The organism is Lentzea waywayandensis, from assembly GCF_900115955.1.
GTDB classification, from domain to species: domain Bacteria; phylum Actinomycetota; class Actinomycetes; order Mycobacteriales; family Pseudonocardiaceae; genus Lentzea; species Lentzea waywayandensis.
In genome coordinates, this window is sequence record NZ_FOYL01000001.1 from 912,739 (window position 1) to 932,886 (window position 20,148).

General features: G+C 68.7%; 22 protein-coding genes. 8 read left to right on the forward strand and 14 right to left on the reverse strand.

Features of this window, described 5'->3' with window-relative positions; translation table 11 throughout:
• Positions 1-44 precede the first annotated feature (44 nt).
• The 4 genes from BM417_RS03755 to BM417_RS03770 form a co-directional block, all read right to left on the reverse strand.
• Complete coding sequence (locus BM417_RS03755; protein WP_093588275.1) at positions 45-2,168, reverse strand: ABC transporter ATP-binding protein; 2,124 nt, start codon at positions 2,166-2,168, stop codon at positions 45-47.
• A complete protein-coding gene (locus tag BM417_RS03760) occupies positions 2,168-3,145 on the reverse strand; it encodes an ABC transporter permease (protein WP_218164309.1) in 978 nt (325 codons plus the stop codon). Before BM417_RS03760 ends, BM417_RS03755 begins: the two co-directional genes overlap by 1 nt.
• Positions 3,146-3,161: 16 nt before the next feature.
• Positions 3,162-4,139, reverse strand: coding sequence for an ABC transporter permease (locus tag BM417_RS03765; protein WP_093588276.1), 978 nt, complete (start codon positions 4,137-4,139; stop codon positions 3,162-3,164).
• 401 nt (positions 4,140-4,540) lie between these two features.
• On the reverse strand, positions 4,541-5,455 hold the full coding sequence (locus tag BM417_RS03770; RefSeq protein WP_218164310.1) for a cytochrome P450: 915 nt from the start codon (positions 5,453-5,455) through the stop codon (positions 4,541-4,543).
• Between the two features lie 280 nt (positions 5,456-5,735).
• Here BM417_RS03770 and BM417_RS03775 point away from each other — a divergent pair, with 280 nt between their 5' ends.
• A complete protein-coding gene (locus tag BM417_RS03775; protein ID WP_093588278.1) occupies positions 5,736-6,179 on the forward strand; it encodes a MarR family winged helix-turn-helix transcriptional regulator in 444 nt (147 codons plus the stop codon).
• Here the strand turns inward: BM417_RS03775 and BM417_RS03780 are convergent.
• A complete protein-coding gene (locus BM417_RS03780; RefSeq protein WP_093588279.1) occupies positions 6,172-7,194 on the reverse strand; it encodes a hypothetical protein in 1,023 nt (340 codons plus the stop codon). The two genes, BM417_RS03775 and BM417_RS03780, sit on opposite strands and share 8 nt — an antisense overlap.
• A 19-nt stretch (positions 7,195-7,213) precedes the next feature.
• On the opposite strand from BM417_RS03780, the gene BM417_RS03785 reads away from it, so the two are divergent.
• Genes BM417_RS03785 through BM417_RS03795 form a run of 3 tightly spaced genes read left to right on the forward strand, consistent with a single transcriptional unit; the run spans position 7,214 to position 9,624 of the window.
• The gene (locus BM417_RS03785) at positions 7,214-7,699 is read left to right on the forward strand and encodes a DUF6886 family protein (RefSeq protein ID WP_093588592.1); all 486 of its coding nucleotides are present in this window, start codon (positions 7,214-7,216) and stop codon (positions 7,697-7,699) included.
• A gap of 9 nt (positions 7,700-7,708) precedes the next feature.
• Positions 7,709-8,359, forward strand: a complete 651-nt coding sequence (locus BM417_RS03790) for a response regulator transcription factor (protein ID WP_093588280.1) — start codon at positions 7,709-7,711, stop codon at positions 8,357-8,359.
• A complete protein-coding gene (locus tag BM417_RS03795) occupies positions 8,356-9,624 on the forward strand; it encodes a sensor histidine kinase (protein ID WP_093588281.1) in 1,269 nt (422 codons plus the stop codon). The genes BM417_RS03790 and BM417_RS03795 overlap by 4 nt, the downstream gene beginning before the upstream one ends.
• On the opposite strand, the gene BM417_RS03800 is transcribed toward BM417_RS03795, so the two are convergent.
• Positions 9,581-10,108 carry an SgcJ/EcaC family oxidoreductase gene (locus BM417_RS03800; RefSeq protein ID WP_245821665.1) on the reverse strand — a complete coding sequence of 176 codons (528 nt, stop codon included), beginning with the start codon at positions 10,106-10,108 and terminating at the stop codon, positions 9,581-9,583. The genes BM417_RS03795 and BM417_RS03800 overlap by 44 nt on opposite strands.
• 83 nt (positions 10,109-10,191) lie before the next feature.
• Between BM417_RS03800 and BM417_RS03805 the strand changes: the two genes are divergently transcribed.
• A complete protein-coding gene (locus tag BM417_RS03805; RefSeq protein WP_093588282.1) occupies positions 10,192-10,569 on the forward strand; it encodes a PH domain-containing protein in 378 nt (125 codons plus the stop codon).
• Between the two features lie 3 nt (positions 10,570-10,572).
• On the opposite strand, the gene BM417_RS03810 is transcribed toward BM417_RS03805, so the two are convergent.
• A complete protein-coding gene (locus tag BM417_RS03810) occupies positions 10,573-11,010 on the reverse strand; it encodes a DoxX family membrane protein (RefSeq protein ID WP_093588594.1) in 438 nt (145 codons plus the stop codon).
• A gap of 108 nt (positions 11,011-11,118) precedes the next feature.
• Positions 11,119-11,784, reverse strand: coding sequence for a winged helix-turn-helix transcriptional regulator (locus tag BM417_RS03815; RefSeq protein WP_218164311.1), 666 nt, complete (start codon positions 11,782-11,784; stop codon positions 11,119-11,121).
• A 94-nt stretch (positions 11,785-11,878) separates the two neighbouring features.
• On the opposite strand from BM417_RS03815, the gene BM417_RS03820 reads away from it, so the two are divergent.
• From BM417_RS03820 to BM417_RS03830, 3 genes are all read left to right on the forward strand, one after another.
• Positions 11,879-13,024 (forward strand): acyl-CoA dehydrogenase family protein, encoded by a 1,146-nt coding sequence (locus BM417_RS03820; protein ID WP_177320259.1) that lies wholly within the window; start codon positions 11,879-11,881, stop codon positions 13,022-13,024.
• A gap of 68 nt (positions 13,025-13,092) precedes the next feature.
• On the forward strand, positions 13,093-13,500 hold the full coding sequence (locus BM417_RS03825; protein ID WP_093588285.1) for a VOC family protein: 408 nt from the start codon (positions 13,093-13,095) through the stop codon (positions 13,498-13,500).
• Positions 13,501-13,561: 61 nt separating this feature from the next.
• Positions 13,562-13,942 (forward strand): class I SAM-dependent methyltransferase, encoded by a 381-nt coding sequence (locus tag BM417_RS03830; RefSeq protein WP_177320260.1) that lies wholly within the window; start codon positions 13,562-13,564, stop codon positions 13,940-13,942.
• On the opposite strand, the gene BM417_RS03835 is transcribed toward BM417_RS03830, so the two are convergent.
• The 6 genes from BM417_RS03835 to BM417_RS03860 form a co-directional block, all read right to left on the reverse strand.
• On the reverse strand, positions 13,939-14,421 hold the full coding sequence (locus BM417_RS03835; protein ID WP_093588287.1) for a hypothetical protein: 483 nt from the start codon (positions 14,419-14,421) through the stop codon (positions 13,939-13,941). The two genes, BM417_RS03830 and BM417_RS03835, sit on opposite strands and share 4 nt — an antisense overlap.
• A gap of 70 nt (positions 14,422-14,491) precedes the next feature.
• Entirely contained in the window at positions 14,492-16,201 is a 1,710-nt protein-coding gene (locus tag BM417_RS03840) for a DUF2264 domain-containing protein (protein ID WP_245821666.1), read from the reverse strand.
• Positions 16,198-17,148: a hydroxyacid dehydrogenase gene (locus tag BM417_RS03845; protein ID WP_245821668.1), complete on the reverse strand. Its 951-nt coding sequence runs from the start codon at positions 17,146-17,148 to the stop codon at positions 16,198-16,200. Before BM417_RS03845 ends, BM417_RS03840 begins: the two co-directional genes overlap by 4 nt.
• Positions 17,145-17,972 (reverse strand): carbohydrate ABC transporter permease, encoded by an 828-nt coding sequence (locus BM417_RS03850; protein ID WP_093588290.1) that lies wholly within the window; start codon positions 17,970-17,972, stop codon positions 17,145-17,147. The genes BM417_RS03845 and BM417_RS03850 overlap by 4 nt, the downstream gene beginning before the upstream one ends.
• Positions 17,972-18,847, reverse strand: a complete 876-nt coding sequence (locus BM417_RS03855; protein WP_245821670.1) for a carbohydrate ABC transporter permease — start codon at positions 18,845-18,847, stop codon at positions 17,972-17,974. The genes BM417_RS03850 and BM417_RS03855 overlap by 1 nt, the downstream gene beginning before the upstream one ends.
• Complete coding sequence (locus BM417_RS03860; RefSeq protein ID WP_093588291.1) at positions 18,844-20,142, reverse strand: ABC transporter substrate-binding protein; 1,299 nt, start codon at positions 20,140-20,142, stop codon at positions 18,844-18,846. Before BM417_RS03860 ends, BM417_RS03855 begins: the two co-directional genes overlap by 4 nt.
• Between the last annotated feature and the right edge of the window lie 6 nt (positions 20,143-20,148).

The following is a 20,148-nucleotide window of genomic DNA, read 5'->3' on the forward strand; positions in this document are numbered from 1 at the left end:
CACTGTTCCTTCGTGCTCGCAGGGCTTCTGAGGCGACGGATGCATCAGAGCACCTGACGGATCTGGGCGAAGTGGCAGGCGGCCTCGTGGTCGGGGGCCTGGACTTCGCGCGGCGGTTCGACATCGATGCACTTGCGCTGCTGCTCGGGCGGCAGCGAGGCGTGCAGGAAGCACCGCGTGCGGAACCGGCAGCCGGACGGCGGGTTCGCCGGGCTCGGCAGGTCGCCGGTGAGGATGATCCTCTCCCGCTGACGTTCCTTGACGGGGTCGGGAATCGGGATCGCGGACAGCAGTGCCTGCGTGTACGGGTGGCGCGGCGCGTCGAACACCGAGTCCACCTCGCCGATCTCGATGATCTTCCCGAGGTACATGACGGCCACCCGGTCCGCGATGTGGCGCACCACCGACAGGTCGTGTGCCACGAACAGGTAGGCCAGGCCCAGCTTGGACTTGAGCTCCTCCAGCAGGTTGATGACACCCGCCTGGATGGAGACGTCCAGCGCCGACACCGGCTCGTCGAGCACGACGAGCTTCGGTTCGAGCGCGAGCGCCCGCGCGATGCCGATGCGCTGACGCTGACCGCCGGAGAACTCACCGGGGTAGCGCGACAGCTGCTCGGGACGCAGGCCGACGAGCCGCATGAGGTCCGGTACGCGCCGGTTGATCTCGTCCTTGCTGTAGCCGTGGACCTGCATCGGCTCGGCGATGCAGTCGTGGATCGTGATGCGCGGGTCGAGCGACGCCATCGGGTCCTGGAAGACCACCGACATGTCGCGGCGGATCGCGAAGCGGCGCTTGCTGTCCACTTCGGACGACTTCGTGCCGAGCACGGAGATCTCGCCGCCCATGGGCTTCTGGAGGTTGAGGATCTCCATCAGCGTCGTGGTCTTGCCGCAGCCCGACTCGCCGACGAGGCCCAGGGTCTCGCCCTCGCGGACGTCGAACGTGATGCCCGCGACCGCGTGGACGGTGCCGACGCGGCGCTTGAACACCACGCCCTTGTTGACCGGGTACTCCTTGACGAGGTTGTCGAGGCCCAGCACGACGTCGCGCTGCTCGCGCGGGATCTTCGCGACCTCGGGCTCACCGGCCACCTCGGCACCGAAGATCTCGACGGCGGCCTCGGCGCCCTCGGCGTCGGCCGCGGCGATCTCGTTGGTGCGGATGCACGCGGCGCTGTGCTCGGCCGAACCGTCGACGTCCACCAGCGGCGGTTCGGCGGTGTGGCAGGCGTCGACGACCATCGGGCAGCGCGGCGCGAACGGGCAGCCGTCGGGCAGGTCCGTGAGCGACGGCGGCTGGCCCTTGATCGGCACGAGCGCCTGCTTCTCGCTGACGTCGAGGCGCGGGATCGAGCCGAGCAGGCCGAGCGTGTAGGGCATGCGCGGCCGCTGGTAGATCTCGTCGACGTTGCCCTTTTCGACAGCGCGGCCCGCGTACATGACCATCAGCCGGTCCGCGAACCCGGCGACGACGCCGAGGTCGTGGGTGATGATCACGATGCCCGCGCCGGTGACCTCCTGCGCGGTCTCGAGCAGTTGCAGCACCTGCGCCTGCACCGTCACGTCGAGCGCGGTGGTCGGCTCGTCGGCGATGATCAGGTCGGGGTCGTTGGCGATCGCCATCGCGATCACCGCGCGCTGCCGCATGCCACCGGAGAACTCGTGCGGGAACGCCTTGGCGCGCTCGACGGCGTTCGGGATGCCGACGAGGTCGAGCAGCTCGACCGCGCGCTTGGCCGCGGCGGCCTTGGACACCTTGCGGTGCACCAGGATCGCCTCGGCGATCTGGTCGCCGACGGTGTAGACGGGCGTCAGCGCGGACAGCGGGTCCTGGAACACCATCGAGATGCGGCGGCCGCGGATCTTCGACAGTTCGGCGTCGTTCTGGCCGATGAGCTCACGGCCCTGGAACTTGATGGAACCGCTGATGCGCGCCGAGGACGGCAGCAGGCCCATGACCGCGAGCGACGACACGGACTTGCCGGAGCCGGACTCGCCGACGATGCCGAGGACCTCGCCGGGTGAGACGTGGTAGCTCAGGCCGCGCACGGCCCGCACCCGGCCGGACTCGCTCGGGAAGGACACGTGAAGGTCCTCGACCTGCAGAACCGGGCCGTCGAGGACCGGGTCGGCCGGAGTGTCGAACTGGATCTCCGAGGTGGTCATCAGGCGGCCTTCTCCTTGGTGTCCTTCTTCTCCTTGCGGCGCACGCGCGTGGAGGTGGGGTCGAGCGCGTCGCGAAGCCCGTCGCCGACCCAGTTCACCGCCAGCACGAACACGACGAGGAAGCCCGCCGGGAACAGGAACAGCCAGGGGAAGGTCGTCGCGGACTCGGCGTTGAGTCCGATCAGGGTGCCGAGCGAGACGTCGGGCGACTGGACGCCGAACCCGAAGAAGCTCAGGCCCGTCTCGGCGAGCACCGCCGAACCGACGTTGATGGTCGCGTCGATGATGAGCAGCGATGCCATGTTCGGCACGATGTGCTTGGCGATGATCTTGCGGGCCGGCTGGCCCATGAACTTGGCCGCCTTCACGAACTCGCGTTCCTTCAGCGTCAGTGTCATGCCGCGCACGATGCGGGCGGTGATCATCCATTGGAACGCCGCGAGCATCACCACCAGCAGGAACCACGACTTGCCGCGGAACCACGGGCTCAGGATCGCGATGATCAGGAACGACGGCAGCACCAGCAGCAGGTCGACGACCCACATGAGCGCCTTGTCGGCGGCACCGAGGAAGTAGCCGGCGGCCGCGCCGACGATCGCGGCGATGGTGGTCGAGATCAGCGCGACGAGCAGGCCGATGATCAACGACTTCTGCAGTCCGCGCATGGTGAGCACGAACATGTCGGTACCGATCTTGTCGGTGCCGAAGATGTGCTCGGAGTAGGGCGGTTCCAGGAACGCCGAGTAGTCCTGGGTGTCGTAGGTCCACTTCGACAGCAGCGGGCCCACGAACGCCATCAGGTACATCCCGACGATGACCACCAGGCCGACCAGCGCCAGTTTGTTGCGCATGAAGCGGATGAGCACGAGCCTGCCGCGCGTCATCGCCTTGTCCGGTTCGGGCGCGGCGTCGACTGGGCTGCCTGAGGCTGCACCGGTGGTTCCGGCGGCGTCGCCCTCGTTGAGGATCACGGTCACGTCGTCGTCACCTTGCCTAGTTCACACGGATTCGGGGGTCGAGCGCGGCGTACAGCACGTCGGCGAGCCAGCCGGAGAACAGCACGCAGACGGCGACGAAGAGCGTCACCGTGGCAGTGATGTTCGCGTCCTGCGACCCGATGCCGACGACCAGCCAGTCACCCATGCCGTACCAGGTGAAGATCTTCTCCGTGAACGTGCCACCGACGACGAGCAGGCCGAACCCGAACGCGAACAGGGTCGCCATCGGGATCAGCGCGGTGCGCAGGCCGTGCTTGAACAGCGCCTTGCGGCGGGTCAGCCCCTTGGCCTGGGCGGTGCGCAGGAAGTCGCTGCCGAGCACGTCGAGCATCGACGAACGCTGATAGCGGCTGTAGAAGGCGATCTGGCCGAGCGCGATCGCGAGCGTCGGCAGGATCAGGTGCTGCAGCCGGTCGCCGAGCTGCTCGAACCAGTTGCCCTGGAAGCCCGGAGTCGTCTCACCGACGAAGATCAGCACGTTGGTGCCGATCGCGTCGTTGAGGCCCTGAGCTCCCAGTTTGAGCAGCGGGCCCAGCACCAGGACCGGCATGGACAGCAATATGAAGCTGAACAGGGTCGCGAAGTAGTCGCTGAACTTGTACTGCCGGATCGCGCTCACCACACCGAGCAGCACTCCGAACAGGATGCCGATCGTGATGCCCAGCAGGAACAGCCTCAAGCTCACGCCGATGCGCCTGCCGAGCTCGTCGGTGATCGGCCGGTCGGCGACGGTACGACCGAAATCGCCCTTCACCACCCCGCCCATCCACGTGACGAACCGCTGCGGGATCGGCTGGTCGAGGTGCAGGTCTCGTTTCTTCGCCTCGATCGACGCCGCCGGTGGCGGTGGGTTGCGTTGTTGCAGCACCCCGATCGGGTCAAAGGTGGCGGAGGCCAACGTGAACGCGAGGAACGTCGCCACTAGGGCGAGCACCACGTAGTTGACCAACCGCCGCAACAGAAATCCGGCCACCCGTGTTCAGTCCTCTCCCCGGTGGTTGCGACATCGGCACACTGGATTGCAGTGGACGAGTTGCAAGAGATTAACCGCCGATCTGGCGGACCGCTGCCCACCCCCACGATTACGCGGGGGCCCACTGACCGGGCCATAGTCACCCATGCGTGGAGGAAAGGTCGGCCGAACTGCCACATCAACAGTTGACGCTCGCCAATTGTGTGCCGAAGCGTGACCATTGTGCGGCCGTATCGCCGTATTCACCGTGAAGTTCTGTCTCACCACGGATGGATGTGACGCATCCGGGTGAATGGAATCACCGGAAGACGTGGGACAAGCAGCGCAATGTGATCATAAACCGGGCATCACGCTGCGGAGCGCCCCGCATCTGCACGGTTACTGCATCGATGCGGAGCAGGTCAGGCCTCCGTCCAGCGGACCGGGAGCTGGACCACCCCGCCCACCAGCTGTTCCGTCCTCCTGCTCAGCGCGGCGAGGTCCACGGCTAGGCCGAACGTCGTGAAGCGCGTCACAAGGGCTGCGAGCGTCTCGGTCAGTTCGACCCTGGCGAGCGGCGCGCCGACGCAGAACCGGAAGCCGTGCCCGAACGACAGGTGCGGGTTGGGGACGCGCCGCGTGAAGGCCGCGGGGTCGGGGAAGCGGTCCTCGTCCCGGTTGGCCTGCTCGATGCCGAGCAGCACCAGGTCGCCCGCGGGGATGACGGTCCCCTCGACCTCGATGTCGGCCATCGCGTACCGGGGCAGGCCGGAGTCGCCGGAGCGCGCCGACACGGGTGAGCGGTGGCGCAGGACCTCCTCGACGGTGGCGGCGACGGCTCCCGGACGTTCCAGCGCGTGCCACTGGTCCGGGTTGAGGCTGAGCAGCATCACCGCGCGGTCGATCGCGGAGACCGTCGTCTCGTGACCCGCGAACAGCAGGCCCGCGCCGAGCTGCGCGATCTCCTGCTCACGGGCGTCCGGGTTCTGCCCGATCAGACGGCTGATGACGTCGTCCGCCGGGTTTTTCTTCTTCTTCGCGACCAGTTCGCCCATGTACGCCCAAAGGTTTGTGAAACCTCGCATCGATTTCTGCTCGTCGTTGAGCGTGCTCGTGGCCTCTGACCAGGATCGGAACTCTTCGCGGTCTTCCGCCGGGACACCCAGCAGTTCGCAGATCACCAGCACCGGAAGCGGGAACGACACCGCTTCGTGAAAGTCCGCGGGCTGATCCTGTTTCACCAGGTCATCCAGCAAGTCGTTCAGCAGATGACGCACGCGTGGGCGCATCGCCTCCATGTTCTTCGCGGAGAACGCCGGGGCGAGCATCCTGCGCATCCACGTGTGCTTCTCGTTCTCCTGCTCCGCGGTGGCTTTGTGCGGTTTGCCGAGGATGACCGACGTCGAGAACCTCGGAGCGTTGTCCGGGTCGGCGTGGCCGCGGCCGAGCCTGCGGTCGGCCAGCAGGGCCTTGACCTGGTCGTAGCCGGTGACCAGCCAGGCCTCGTCGCCGGCCGGTGTGGGTACGCGCTTAATGGCTATCGGACTCTCCCTGCCTGTACTGGTTACTTGTGTCGTATACGACGCGTCGTATGCAACGTACCCCTAGACTGCCGCCATGGCCGAGGTTTTCGAGGACGCGGAGTCGGTGATGGCGCACTTGCGCGCCCTGCGACAGGAGCTGCTGACGACGTCGATCGAACCCTCCGGCGACCAGGCCCGCAGCGGGCTGACCGCGCCCCAGGTCGGCCTGATCAGGTCGCTGGTGGTGGAGGGGTCGGCAACGGTCACCGAACTGGCGCGACGGCTGAGCCTGTCGCATTCCACGACGTCCGGGATCGTGGACCGGCTGCAGGCACGCGGGCTCGTGACGCGGGAGCCCGATCCGCACGATCGCCGGTACACGCGGATCGAGGTGACCGCACCGGTGCAGGGCTACACGCGCGAGATCTCCGAGGGCCCGTACGGACGGCTCACCCGCGCGCTGGACGCGGCCTCCGCCGCCGAACGCAAGGCCGTGCTGGAGGGACTGGAGACGTTGCGGGCCCTGCTTTCTAGGTGAGGCGCCACAACCGGCCACCGGCGATCACGAACACCTGGTCGCCGACCTTCTCCGCCGCCACGACCTTGCCGGACGGGCCCTTCGCAGGCCGTTCGTCCTTTTCGGACACCAGCTTGACCCCGTCGTGGTCCACGAACAGCGTCGGCGTGCCGTTGACGGAGACGGGCGCGGCGAGCGTGTCGTCGTCGCCGACCGGGACGTCCGGCGTGGTCAGCTTCTTCCAGTCCGGGCCCGACCACCAGGCGAGCCTGCCCTTGCTGCGGCCCACGACGTGGCAGGTGCCGTCCCAGCAGCGGGCGGCCAGCGCGGCGTCGCCGTCCGGGAGGGTGGCGGTGGTCCAGGTGGTGCCGTCGAACCGCCAGACCGCGGCGCTCACCACGCCTTTCGCGATCTGCCAGCCGACGACGAGGGCGCCGTCGCCGTCCGGGGTGACGGCCAGGGGGAACCGGAGGAGTTCCTGCGAGCTCTCCAGCGCTGTGCCGGCGGACGGCTGACGGGTCCAGGTGTCGTCGGCGAAGGTCCAGGCCGCGAGGTCGAGGCCGGCCTTGGCGCTCTGCCAGGTGCCGATGATCAGCGGGCCCTTCGCGGTGCGCACCGGGGCGATCAGCTCGCCCGCGCCGTAGCCGCCGAACGTGCTGAAGGCCTGCGGTTTCTCGTTGATCGCACGGGTGTCGCCGGTCCAGGCGCTCCAGCGGACGTTGCCGTGCGCGCCACCGCGTTCGCCACCGACGCCGGTGATCGTGGTGCCGTCGGAGGTGATGCCGTACCAGTGCGCTTCCTTGCCGTACGGGGTCGCCGGGGTCAGCCTGGAGTTGCTGAGCCTGCCGTCCTTCGTGCGCGTGACGAGTTCCGGATGGTCGGACGGGCGGGTGCCGATGACCAGCATGTCCCCGTGCGTCGCCAACGCTTCGGGCGTGGCCGTGAGATCGACGGCGGTGAAGCCGACCGTGTTGTCCGCACCGCCTGAAGAGCAGCCGGCGAGGACCAGCAAAACCGCGAGCGTCAACCTCCGCATGCGGGCCAGTATCGACCACATGCGCCCCGAACCAGGTCAGGTCCTGCACTTCTCCGAAGATCCGTCGATCACCCGGTTCGTCCCGCACCGGGCGGCGACCGCGCGGCAGGCCGAGAAGTACGTGTGGGCCGTGGATGCTCGACGCTCCCCCGGCTACTGGTTTCCCCGGCAGTGCCCGCGGGTGATGACGATCGGCGGCACGACCAGGGTGCACGCGATCGAGTACGGATGGCTGGAACGGATGCGGACCGTCGAGCTGTACGCGTACCGGTTCGACGTCAAGCAGTTCCAGCCGTTCGAAGATCACGCTCACGTCGCCACGGAGCCGGTGGTGCCGCTCGGACCCGCCGAACGCGTCGGCGACCTGTTCGCGCTGCACGAGGAGGCGGGGATCGAACTGCGCGTGCTGGCCAGCCTCTGGCCGTTCTGGGACGAGGTCACGGCAGGCACGCGGGAGTTCAGCGGCATCCGGCTGCGCAACGCCCTGCCGCGTCCAATGGAATGATCAGCGCCCATGCGGGTGCTGCTGGTGGAGGACGACGAGCCGATCGCGGAATCGCTCACGCGAGGACTGTCCCGCTACGGGTTCGAGGTCCGGTGGGTGCGCACGGGTGCGGAAGCGCTGACGGCCGGAGACTTCGGCCTGGTGCTCGTCGATCTCGGGCTGCCCGACATGGACGGTCTCGACGTCTGCCGTGAGCTTCGGGCGCGCGGGGACGTGCCGATCATCGTCATCAGCGCGCGGTCCGACGAGGTCGACCGGGTGGTGGGGCTGGAGATCGGCGCCGACGACTACGTCACCAAACCGTTCGGGGTGCGGGAGGTCGTCGCACGGATGCGTGCTGTTCTCCGGCGCGTGCAGCCTGCTCAACGCGAACCCGAGACGCACGGGCGGGTGCGCATCGACCGGCGCGGGCGGCGGGTGCACCTCGACGGCGGCGAGGTCGAGCTGACGCCGAAGGAGTTCGACCTGCTGGCGTTCCTGGCCGAGGAACCCGGCGCGGTGTTCACCCGCGAGCAGATCATGGAGGCGGTGTGGGACGAGAACTGGTTCGGCCCCACGAAGACGCTCGACGTGCACGTCGGGGTGTTGCGCCGCAAGCTCGGTGACGCGGCCTCGCTGGAGACCGTGCGGGGCGTGGGATTCCGGCTGGTGCTCACGTGATCCGCCAGCTCGCCTGGAGCTACGTGCTCCTGGTGGCGGTGGCGATCGCCGCGTTCACGGTGCCGGTGGCGTTCACGCTCAACCAGCAGATCTACGGCGACGCGGAGAACACCGCGCGCCGCGAGGCCGAGACCGCCGCCTTGCTGCTCGCCTCGGGCGACACCAGGTCGTTGAACGCCCTGGTGGACGCCTACGAACGGCAGACGCCCGGCCAGATCGACGTCCTCGAACCCCAGGCGGAGTCGACGGTCTGGGACGACGAGGGACTGAAGCTCACGGTCCCGGCCACGACCCCCGACGGCACCGTCGCCGGCGCGATCCGGCTGTCCTATCCGGACGGTCCGATCACGCAACGGCTGTGGCAGATCTGGGGTTTCCGCGCCGCACTCGCCGTGGGCGTGCTGATCCTGGCGGCGTTCCTGGGACTGTGGCTGGCGCGCAGGGTCACCCGGCCGTTGCGCGAGCTGAACGCGATGGCGGGCCGGCTGCGCGACGGCGACCTGTCCGCGCGGGCCGAGGAGACGGGACCACCGGAAACCCGCACGCTCGCCAGGACGCTGAACACCGCCACCGAGACGATCGGCACGCTGGTCGGCTCGCAGCGGGCGTTCATCGGCGACGCCTCGCACCAGCTCCGCACCCCGCTGACCGCTCTGCGGCTCTCGCTCGACAACGTGGCCGACGGTGTCGACGACCCGGTGGTCCGCGAGGACGTCGAGATGGCGACGGCCGAGGTCGTGCGGATGTCGCGGCTGGTCAACGGCCTGCTGGCGCTGGCACGCGCCGAGGCGGACGTGCCGCACCCCGAACCGGTGCAGGTGCTCGACGTCGTCGCGGAACGGTTCACCGCGTGGCGCGCCGCCGCCGACGAACGCTCGATCTCCCTGGTCAGCGAAGGCTTCGACATCCGCGTCCTCGCGACGCCGGGCCACCTCGAGCAGGTGCTCGACAACGTGCTGTCCAACGCGCTGGAGGTGTCCCCGGACGGCGCCACGATCCTCGTCCGCACCACCCGGCCGGGCCTGCTGGAGATCGTCGACGCCGGCCCCGGCCTGCCGGAGGCCGACCGGGCGCGGGCGTTCGACAGGTTCTGGCGTGGCCAGGGCCTCACCGGCAAGGGCGGCTCCGGCCTGGGCCTCGCGATCGTCAAGCAGCTCGTCACCGACGACGGCGGCGCGGTGTCGCTGGAGGAAGCCTCCAGCGGCGGGTTGTGCGTGCGGATCAGGCTTTCTCCGGCATCGCCGACGAGTGGTGGTTCACGATGAGCCACTTCCCGCCGATCTTCTCGTAGACGAACGTGTAGCGGGCGTCCACGGTCGACGGCTTGCCTTCCTGAGTGAGCGAGAACCGGTAGGTGCCCGCGTCGATCGCGTCGTCGGCGTCCAGGACGGCGACGTGCGAGTCGAGGATCTCGCCGCTCGGCTTGTTCAGCAGGAAGTGCTCGAAGTAGTCGACGATCTCGGCCCGCGTGGACCGCACCTGGTTCGACACCGTGGGCAGCAGAACCGCGTTCGGAGCGTAGCGATCGGCCACCTTCTGGGCGTCCCCCGTGGCGAGGGCGTTGTTCCAATCGGCGAACAACGCCTTGACCTGCTCGGGCGTCGGCGCCACGTCCGTGCCGGCGGCGGTTTGCGCTGGGGCGCTGGAACATCCGACGAGCAGGGTGGCGGCCCCGGCCAGTCCGGCGGCTCCGATGAAGTGCTTGCGCATCGTGTCGTTCTCCCCGATCGAGTGGCTGTTGAGATCCACTTTCGAGGTAGGACGGGAAGCGCTCGGACAGCAGAAGCCCAGTACCGGGACAAGGTTTCGGAAAGCCTGGTAAACGTGGACGTATGGGACTTCTCAGCGGAATGATGGGGAACGCGTCGAAGCTCGACCCGCGGGACGCCGCGAAGGAGTTCGGGCGGCTGCTGGCGCAGGGGGAACAGATCCACGCGGCGTACCAGCTGGTGCGCGACTCGTTCCTGTTCACCGACCGGAGGCTGATCCTGGTCGACAAGCAGGGCATGACGGGCAAGAAGGTCGAGTACCACTCGGTGCCGTACAAGGCGATCACGCAGTTCTCGGTCGAGACCGCCGGCCACTTCGACATGGACGCTGAGCTGAAGATCTGGGTCTCCAGCGCCGACGCCCCGATCTCCAAGCAGTTCGGCAAGGGCGTCGACGTCTACGAGGTACAGGCGCTGCTGGCCACGTTCACGGCCCGGTAGGGGCTAGCGGGCCTGGAGCATCGGGCGGAACTTGTCGCGGTACGCCCACGCGAGACCGATCTCGGCCAGCACCACCAGGATCGCGATGCCGAGACCGGACGGCTCCAGGAAGACGTGGATCAGGAAGATGTTCACGACCATCGGAGCCAGGATCGCGAGCGCCAGCGGGACGAACCGGCCGATCAGCAGCAGGACACCGGCGACGACCTGCACGCCCGAGGCCAGCTGCAGCATGTAGCCGGTGGCGTACAAGGCGGTCGTGAACGCGACCCCGGCGGGCGCCATCGTGCTCGGATCCGGTGCGGGCATGAAGTTCAGGAACCCGTTCAGACCGGTCACGGTGAACAGCAGACCGGTCAGCACGCGGGTCACGAGCGTCGCGTGACGTGCGGCGGCGGACTTGCGAACAACGGCGGCGGGGGTGGTGATCGTGGCGGTCATGTCGAGTTCCTCCTGGGCTGTCGTGTCCTTCCACTGATGCGTCGAACGGGCACCACCCCGGATCGACACGACCACCCAGAAAATCTTCGAAAATCTCGTCGTCGCTGGTCAGGCGTCTGCCTTGGCGGCGCGCACGTGCTCGGCGACCGGGCTGAGCTTCAGCCACTCCGGCAGGCCGCGCACCACCCAGCGCGTCCCGGTCAGCTCGATCGTGCCCGCGCGCACCGCGTCGAGCAGGCCGACCTCGCCCTCCCACATCCGGTAGAGCGTCGCGATGTCGGACGCCAGCACGGCGTCGACCTCCAGGCCGGGGTCGGTGTAGCAGATCGAGGCGTCACCGGGTTCGACGACGAGCCAGAACGTGCGGCGCCGGTCGTTGATGCGGACCTCGATGTTCGCGCGCTTGCTCAGCGTGCCGGTGTCGACGCGGCCGTGCATCCACCACATCAGCACCTCGGGGTCGAGCTCGTCGGCGCGCGGATCGCCGAACGCGTACCGGGCACCCCAGTCGGCGAGGCCGAACACCAAGGGGCGCAACGCCTCTCCGGGCGGCGTCAGCGTGTAGCCGTCACCGGTGCGCTGCACCAGACCGGCGTTCGCGAGCTGCCGCAGCCGCCGTGACAGCAGGGCCCGCGAGAGCCCCGGCAGGCCGCGGGCGAGCTCGTTGAAGCGCGAGGCACCGGTGAGCATGTCCCGCACGATCAGCAACGTCCACCGGTCGCCCAGCACCTCGACGGCGCGGACGATCGGGCAGTACTGCGCATACGTCCTCACAGGGAGAGTCTCCGTCTCCGCGGAGGTTTCGTTACCGCCGTCCGGTTCACTTTCAGAACTACCCGCGGGGCTCGCGCGTTCTTACGTTTGTCGCATGACGACACTTGAGACACCGCGGGTGACCAGCACGTTCCCCACCGTGACCAGAGACGACGACGCCAAGTTCGTGGAGATGGCCGCCCGCATCGGCGCCATCGCGGCGGCCCACGCGTCCGAGCACGACCGCGACGCCACGTTCGTGAGCGAGGCGTACGAGGCGATGCGCGAGGAGGGCTACCTGGCGTTGGCCGTACCCGAGGAACTGGGCGGGCTCGGCGCCACGATGCGCCAGGTCTGTTACGCCCAGGCCGAGCTCGCCCGGCACGACGGCGCCACCGCGCTGGCCGTCACCATGCACCTGTACCTGACGCTGATGCAGGGATATCGCAGACGCAAGGGCGCTCCGGACGCGGAAGGCGTGCTGCGGCGCGTGGCCGCGGAAGGCCTGGTCATCGCGACCAGTGGCGGCTCGGACTGGCTGTGGCCCACGACGACGGCGACGCCCGTGGACGACGGTTTCCTGGTGAACGGCCGCAAGGCGTTCTGCAGCCAGTCTCCGCGCGCGAACGTCGTGGCCACGTCCGCTGTTCTCGGCGACGAGGTGCTGCACTTCAGCGCGCCGCTCAACGCCGACGGCGTGCGCATCGAGGAAACGTGGGACACGCTCGGCATGCGCGGCACGGCCAGCCACGACGTGGTGCTGGAGGACGTGTTCATCCCGGCGGAGAAGATCGCGGCCCGCCGGCCGTACGGCGAGTTCGGCGCGCCCCTGTTCGCCGCGGTCGTCCACTTCGCCCCGGTGTGCGGGGCGACGTACTTCGGCATCGCGGCGGGTGCGCGGGACGTGGCCGTGCGGACGACGTCGAAGAACGCCACCAGGCAGATCGGGCTGATGGACTACAGGCTGCGCACCGCGTGGTGGTCGCTGATGGGCTCGATCGAGGAGCTCGGCGACGACTACACCGCCAACGCCGAGTCGACGATCACCGTGATGCTGGCCAAGCGGCAGGCCGTCGTGGAGGCGATCGAGGTCGTCGACATCGCGATGGAGGTCCTGGGTGGACGGTCGTTCTTCAAGCGTTCACCGCTGGAACGCGCTTACCGCGACGTGCGCGCCGGAACGTTCCACCCGCTCACACCCGAGGCCACACTCATGTACGCGGGCAAGGTCGCTCAGGGTGACTCCGGTGTCACTGAGTAGGTTCAAGTTGTAGGTGTGCCAAGGGTTTGCGAGGATGCGGGTCCGTCTCATCTGAAGGAGCGATTCCGGTGGCCACTCGCCTCAACCCGTACATCAGCTTCGACGGTCAGGCCCGCCAGGCGATGGAGTTCTACCAGTCGGTCTTCGGCGGCGAACTGAAGATGAACACCTTCGGCGAGTTCGGCATGCAGGACACGCCGCAGGCCGACCAGATCATGCACGCGCAGCTGGAGACGGACGCCGGCTACACGATCATGGCCGCCGACACGCCTCCCGGCATGGAGTACAAGTCGGGCTCCAGCATCACGGTGTCGCTGTCGGGCGACGAAGAGGTGCTGCGCGACTACTTCAACGCCCTCGCCGACGGCGGCAAGGTCGGCACGCCGCTGGAGAAGCAGATGTGGGGCGACGAGTACGGCGACCTCGTCGACAAGTTCGGCGTCAACTGGATGGTCAACCTGGGCGGCCTGGGCTGATCTTCGTGAGGCGGGGCTGCGGGAGTAGCCCCGCCCGCCGCGCTGACGCATGATGTGGACCATGAGCGAGCGTCTGCGGGGTGTGGTCGGCCAACTCGCCATCCGGCCCGGTGACCGGGTGCTGGAGATCGGCTGCGGTCAGGGCGTGGCGGCCACCCTGGTGTGCGAACTGCTGTCCACCGGCACGCTCACCGCGATCGACCGCTCCACCAAGATGATCGAGGCCGCGACCCGCCGCAACGCGCCGTACGTGGCGTCGGGCAAGGCCGAGTTCCTCATCGCGTCGCTGGAGGACATGAACCTCGGCGACCGGCGGTTCGACCTGGTGTTCGCGGTGCGGGTCGGGCTGTTCCACCGCGATCCCGGCCGCGCGAACGCCCTGCTGGAACCGTGGCTGGCACCCGGAGCACGCGTGCTCTCGTTCTTCGACGTACCCGTTTAGATGCGGCCGAACAGGTCGGTGATCAGCTTCTTCGACGGCTCGACGCCCGCCGGCGACATCACCTCGATCTGGGTCTTTCCCTTGCGCGCGGCCACCGTGTGCTGGGCGGTCTCGGCCCCGCCGGCCGTGGCCTCGTAGGCCTCGTCGAACAGGCCCTCGAGCGCCTTGGCCTTCTCCGGCTTGCCCTTGGCGAACGTCGCGGCGGTCGCGTTCGCGGTGAACCTCACCTCGACCGGCATGCCCGCGCCCACGTAACGGCAGGTCGTGACCGCCTTGTCGACGGTCTCCTGCTGGCCCTGCAGCCGCAGCCCGAGCGCCTTGCCCACGACGGAGGAGTTGGCGTTCGCGCAGTTGGGGCCTTTGCCCGCGGGTTGCTCGACGGTGGTCGGGGCCTGCGGCACCTGCGACGGCGCTGCCTCCGGCGTGGAGGTGCAGGCGGCGAGCAGGAACGCGGCGGCGGCGAGAAGGGTGATGCGCACATCCCTTCATCGGGCCTGCCGCCGCCGCGTTACCCCGTTCAGGCGTCCAGGGTCCGCCGTCGTGCCCCGTTCAGGCGCCGCCGGGCCTCGCCGTCGTGTCGCGGTCGGGGTCGTCGAGGGTGAGCAGGAGGATCTCGTCCACGCGGGCGTCCCAGTCCGCCTCCGCGACCGTGCCGTCGAGCACCGAGACCGCCGCCAGCGTCACCGTTCCCTCGACATCGGCGGTCAGCACCGGAACCTTCGTCGTGGTGGTGAACGCCGTGCCCTGCGGCGCGGTCCGCGACTCCTCGCCCGTCCAGCCCCGCACGCCGACCAGTGGTGACGGCAGGTCCGTGGCCCAGCCGGTGAGCTCTGCCCTCGTGCCGGGCGGTGCGCCGATCACGCGGTGGATGCGCAGCTCCTGGTCGCCCCAGACCGCGGTGACGCTCTCGATCCGCAGGCCCGGCACCATGGGCTGGTTCGCGTCGAACACCGGGCGATGCCAGGACGCGGCCCAGTTGTCCGCCGCGCCCAGCGGGTGGATCCGCCGGCGCACGCTGCGGTCGCCCCGGACGACGAGGCTGATGTGGTTGTCGGCGACGTTGTGCTTCGACGTCGGGCCGCTGGTCGTCGAGTAGGCGAAGCGGCTGTAGAGAGGATCGTCCTCGGTCGCGTACTCGCCCTCGAACGGCCGGACGTGGTCGCTGCCGTGGTTGTGCAGCCGCGTCACGCCGTTGTGCCGCCGGATCAGGAAGCCCGGTCCTGGCAGCGCGAGCGTCTGGTCCTCGTCCGGGCTCTCCTCCCGCGCTGTCCACAGTGGATGATCGGGACCGGCGAGCAGGCAGACGAACGCCTTCGACGCCCAGTACGGCGAGGCCGGTCCGGAGTAGGGCTGGAGGCCGGCCTCGTGCGGGCCGTGCCAGCCGAGGCTGAGCAGGCCGTCGGACAGCGATCCCCGGTCGAGGAAGTACTGGAGGGTCTTGCCGATGAGGTGCCGTGAGTGGCCGGGGCTCAGCGGCGTCTCGCCGGTGACCGCGCCCAGTGCCACGGCCGACGCGGCGGCGAAGCGGTAGGTGAGCGACCGTCCGAAGTAGAGCGGGGCTCCGTCCGCGCCGAACAGCAGGTGGAAGCTCTTCAGGTGCTCGCGCAGGTGGGTGGTGATCGGCCGGCCGTTCAGGTGCGCGTCCAGCGCCGGGTAGAGGTGCAGCGCCCAGCCGTTGTAGTGGTCGAACGCGCGGCCGTCGCCGTCGGAGTACCAGCCGTCGCCGACGTACCAGCCTTCCAGCAGTTCCATGGCTCGGTCCTGAGCCCGGCGGGTCTCGTCGTCACCGCGTCCGGCCGCCTCCAGGAACGACGCCACGGTGTACGGGAAGAAGTACCAGTTGTTGGCGGCCGGAACGTGCCGCAGCGCCTCCCGCAGCCAGGCCTCGGCGCGATCCTGCACCGCCTCCGGGAGCTTGTCCCAGAGCCACGGCTTGGTCAGGCGCAGACCCAGCGCCACCGACGCCGACTCGACCATGGGCTGGCCGACGTCGAAGATCGCGGGCCACTCCCCCGCCGTCCCGGCCGCCAGCCCCGCGGCGTAACGCTCCAGCCAGTTGTGCGGGTCCTCGCCGTGCGCGGTGCGAAAGGCGGCGGCGAGGAACGTGCGGGCGTACCCCTCCAGACCGTCCGACCGGACACCGCTGCGGGACGGCCTGCCCGGCAGGTCGAGAAACGCCTGGTCCGGGGACCCGTACCGCCAAGCGGCGCCCAGCAGCGCGTCCGCCGTCCCCACCCACTGTTCGCGGCTGTGGCTCACGCGATGTGCTCCCTTCGTTCCGCGGGTACCGGAGTCTCGAACGGCTCGCCCGCCGCCCATCTGCGGACCTCTCCCAGCGCGTGCAGGCCGAGGCGGTCCCACTCGTTGCCCTGCGACCCGGCAAGGTGGGGCGTGATGAGCACGTTGTCGTTGCGCCACAACGGGTGGTCCGCCGGCAGCACCTCGGGATCGGTCACGTCGAGCACCGCCCGAATCCGGCCGGCCTGCACCGCCAGCGCGTCCTGGTCGACGACGGCGCCGCGGGCGGTGTTGATCAGCACGGCGTCGTCGCGCAGCAGGCCGAGCAGCTCACCGCTCACCAGTCCCCTGGTCTGCGGCAGCAACGGCGTGTGCACGCTGACCACGTCACTGCGTTCGAACAACTCGGTGAGGCTCACGGACTCGGCACCGTCCACTTCGGTCACGAACGGATCGTGCACCAGCACCTGGAAATCGTAGGGCGCCAGCAGCTCGATCACCCGGCGGCCGATCATCGACGCGGACAGGATGCCGACCGTGGCGCCGAAGTTGCCGACGGACGGCGAGACCCCGTACACCGACATCCGCTTGGTCTCGCGGTACTCGCGGGCACGTTCGAGCACCCGCTTGCCGCTCAGCAGGATCATCGCGACGGTGTACTCGGCGACCGGCAGCGCGTTGGCCTGGGCGGCCGACGACACCGCGATGCCACGATCCCAGCAGGCGTCGGTGACGAAGCCCTTGACCGACCCGGCCGTGTGCACGATCGCCTTGAGACTGGGCAGCCGAGCGAGCACCTCGGCGGTGATCGGCGGGCACCCCCAGCCCGTCACGAGCAGGTCGACGTCGGGCACACCGGCGAAGTCCTCGCTGACGCCCTCGAAGTCGCACAACGCCTTCAGGTCGTGGAGCACGGGCGCGAGGACGACGGCGGCGGCCTCCTCCGACATCACGCCCGCGGCCCTCACTTGACGGCTCCCGCGGTCATGCCGGCCTTCCAGAACCGTTGCAGCAACATGAACGCGAGAATCAGCGGCAGCACCGCGAAGAGAGATCCCATGATCACCACCGGGTAGTACTCGGGAGACACCGTGGCCGAACTGTTCCACTGGTAGAGGCCAAGGCTGACGGGGTAGAGCTTCTGGTCGGACAGCATCACCATGGGCAGGAAGAAGTTGTTCCAGATCGTGGTGAGCTGGAACAGGAACAGCGTCACCATGCCCGGCCCGAGCATCCGCAACGCGACCTTGAAGTACGTGGCGAGATCGCCCGCGCCGTCGATGCGGGCGGCCTCCAGCACCTCGTCGGGCACGTAGCCCTGCGCGAAGATCCGGCCGAGGTAGACGCCGAACGGGTTGAACAGCGCCGGGATGAACACCGCCCAGAACGTGTTCACCAGGCCCGCCTCGGACGCCATCAGGTACAGCGGCAGCGCGAGCACGGTCTGCGGCACCATGACCGCCGCGAGCACGAGCCCGAAGAGCTTCTCCTTGTGGCGGAAGGAGTACTTGTCGAACGCGTACCCGGAGGCGATCGAGATGAACGCGCTGACCGCGGCGCCGATCACCGCGTACAGCAGACTGTTGAGGTACCAGCGCCCGTACAGGCCCTTGTCCATCGCGAAGAGGTTCCTGACGTTCTCCCCCAGCGAGAAGCCGCCGAACAGGTCGCTGTTGAACAGGGCGTCGACGTTCTTCGTGGCGGCGAGCACCAGCCACATCACCGGCAGCAGGGTGTAGAGCACCGAGACGCCGATGACCACGTTGACCGTGGTCCGGCCGAGAAGGGTCATCAGGCGGCCTTCCTGTTCGTCCAGCGGGTGACGCCGAAGGACAGCGCGACCGTGAAGGCCAGCAGGATCACGGACGCGGCCGCGGCGAGGCCGTAGTTGTTGCGGGTGAAGGCGGCGTCGTAGATGTACATGCTCGGCGAGAACCGGGCGCTGATCATCGGGGTGGACTGGCTGAGCAGCACGGGTTCGGTGAACAGCTGCAGCGCCCAGATGAGCGTGAAGATGCCGACCGTGACGATCGCGCCGCGCACCAGCGGTGTCTTGATCCGCAGCGCCTGCTTGACCGGGCCGGCGCCGTCCACGACGGACGCTTCCAGGACCTCGCGCGGCACGGCCTGCAACGCCGCGTAGAAGATCACCATGTTGTAGCCGAGGTTGCTCCACAGGGCGATGTTCACGATCGACGGCAGCACGGTGTTGATGCCGAGGAAGTTGATCTGGATGTCGGCCTTGGCGAACAGGTCGATGATCGGGCTCAGTCCCGGTGTGTAGAGGTAGAGCCAGATCAGGGCCGCGATGATGCCCGGCACGGCGTGCGGCAGGTAGAGGCCCATCTGCATCCAGCTGCGCAGCTTCGCCACCCCGGAGTCCAGCAGCAGCGCGAGGGTGAGCGCACCGACGACCATCAGCGGGATGTAGAGCAGGCAGTACAGGACCACGGTCAGCAGGCCGTTGAGGAACGTCGGGTCGCTGAGCACGGCGACGTAGCTGCGCAGGCCGACGAACACCGTGCTCTCCGGGCCGAAGCCCAGTCCCGGCTGGTCGGCGGCGAAGAAGCTGAGCCAGATCGCCGTTCCGGTCGGAATCAGGAACACGGTGACCAGCAGTAGGAAGAACGGCGCCATCAGGACGGCGCAGGCGAGTTTGCTCTTCACCGCGCACCCTCCTCAGTGGACAGACCGAGGGCCTTCAGATCGGGCATCGTGCCGCTCTGGGCCGTCCGCACCGCGTCGATCAGCGTGCCCTCACCGGCGCCCGCCTTCGCGAACCCGTCCTGCATCACCTTCAGGGTGGCGGTCATCCGCGGTCCCCACACCCAGCCGTCGCGGACCTTGTTCGCCTCCTGCTCGAAGAGCCGGTAGATGTCCTGGCCGCCGTAGTACTCGCCGGGGAACGCCTTGGCGCCTGCCGCGACCAGGCCGGGCGCGACCGGGTACTGGCTGCTGGTGCCGCTCTTGAGGCGAGCGGTGAGCGCGTCCGGGTGGGTGGTCTGCCACTCGATGAACTCCATGGCCGCTTCGGGTTCCCAGGAGTCCTTGGTGATCGCGAAGGTGGAACCACCGTGCGTGCCGACCACCTGGTCGTCCCAGACCGGCATCGGGGCGATGCGCCACTTGCCCTTCTGGCCGGGCCTCGCCCGCATCTGCGCGCCCGCGTCCCACGCGCCGCTCAGCCTGGTGAGCACGCGGTCCTGGCCGATCTGGGCGTCGTGCTGCTTGCTGTCGCCCGCGTTGCGGAACACCACGTCCTCGTCGATGAGCTTCTGCCAGTAGGCCGCGACCTTCTGGGTGGGCCCGTCGGCGAGGGACACGCGCCACTTGCCGCCACTGGTGTCGAACCACTGCCCGCCGGCCTGCCAGGCGAAGCACGCGAACTGCGTGCCGCCGTCCGTGGGGAACAGCGTGAGCTTCTTGTCCGGGAACCTGTTCTTGACCGCGCGGGCCAGGTCAGCGAACTCGTCCCAGGTCGCCGGGATCTCGAAACCGTTGGCCTGGAACAGGTCCGCGCGGTAGTGCAGGACCATCGGCTCGATGTCGAGTGGAACGCTGAACACGCGGTTGTCGAACGTCGTGAGCTTGAGCGCCTGCGGCAGCAGCTTCTGCTTCACGCGATCGGTCACGAGGTCGGTGATGTCACGGGCCACGCCGTCGATCGCGTACCCCGGCACCTGCGGGTACTCGATCGTGGCTATGTCCGGTGCGTTGCCCGCACGAGCCGCGTTGCTGAGCTTGGCGTACCCGCCCTGCCCACCCGAGGGGATCTGCTGGAAGACCACCCTGATGCGGTTCTGCGAGGAGTTGAACGCGTCGACGACCTGCTGACTACCTCGCAGGGCCGACCAGAACGTGATCTCTACCGGACCTCCGGCACCGCGGCGTTGCGGAGTGGAGCAGGCCGCCAATGGTGCCGTGAGACCCGCCGCGAGAAGTGTGCGACGACTCAGGCGCATGGATCG